The 884-nt window shown below is 62.8% G+C and carries 1 protein-coding gene; it reads right to left on the bottom strand.

Annotated features, from left to right (window positions below; genetic code table 11):
• Positions 1-884: chaperonin GroEL (groEL, locus tag EOA22_RS35465; protein ID WP_127390707.1), on the bottom strand; the 884-nt coding region annotated here is incomplete at both ends.

Genomic DNA, 884 nt, shown 5'->3' with positions numbered 1-884 from the left:
GACCTTGCGCTCCTTGACCTCGACCTCGGTCGAGCCGCCGACCCGGATCACCGCAACGCCGCCTGCGAGCTTGGCCAGCCGCTCCTGCAGCTTCTCGCGGTCATAGTCGGAGGTGGTCTCCTCGATCTGCGCCTTGATCTGTGCGACACGGCCCTGGATCTCTTCCTTGCGGCCGACACCATCGACGATGGTGGTGTTTTCCTTCTCGATCACCACCTTCTTGGCGCGGCCCAGCATCTGCAGCGTTACATTTTCCAGTTTGATGCCGAGATCATCCGAGATCGCGGTGCCGCCGGTGAGAATGGCGATGTCCTCCAGCATGGCCTTGCGGCGGTCGCCGAAGCCCGGCGCCTTGACGGCCGCGACCTTGAGGCCGCCGCGCAGCTTGTTGACGACCAGCGTGGCAAGCGCCTCGCCCTCCACATCCTCGGCGATGATCAGGAGCGGCTTGCCAGACTGCACCACGGCTTCGAGCACGGGCAGCATCGCTTGCAGATTGGAGAGTTTCTTCTCGTGGATCAGCACATAGGGCTCGTCGAGCTCCACGCGCATCTTGTCCTGGTTGGTGATGAAATAGGGCGAGAGGTAGCCGCGATCGAACTGCATGCCTTCCACGACTTCGAGTTCGGTCTCGGCGGTCTTGGCCTCCTCCACCGTGATGACGCCTTCATTGCCGACCTTCTCCATCGCCTCAGCGAGGAAGCGGCCGATTTCGGCATCGCCATTGGCGGAGATGGTGCCGACCTGCGCGATCTCGTCGTTTCGAGTGACCTTGCGGGCATTGGTCTTCAGTTCGGCGACCACCGCATCGACCGCCTTGTCGATGCCGCGCTTCAGATCCATCGGGTTCATACCCGAGGCAACCGCCTTGGCCCCTTCCCTGA

This window comes from Mesorhizobium sp. M7A.F.Ca.US.014.04.1.1, assembly GCF_003998745.1.
GTDB lineage: Bacteria > Pseudomonadota > Alphaproteobacteria > Rhizobiales > Rhizobiaceae > Mesorhizobium > Mesorhizobium ciceri.
Note: the sequence above shows the minus strand (reverse complement) of the source record. Positions and strands in the feature narration are given on the sequence as shown.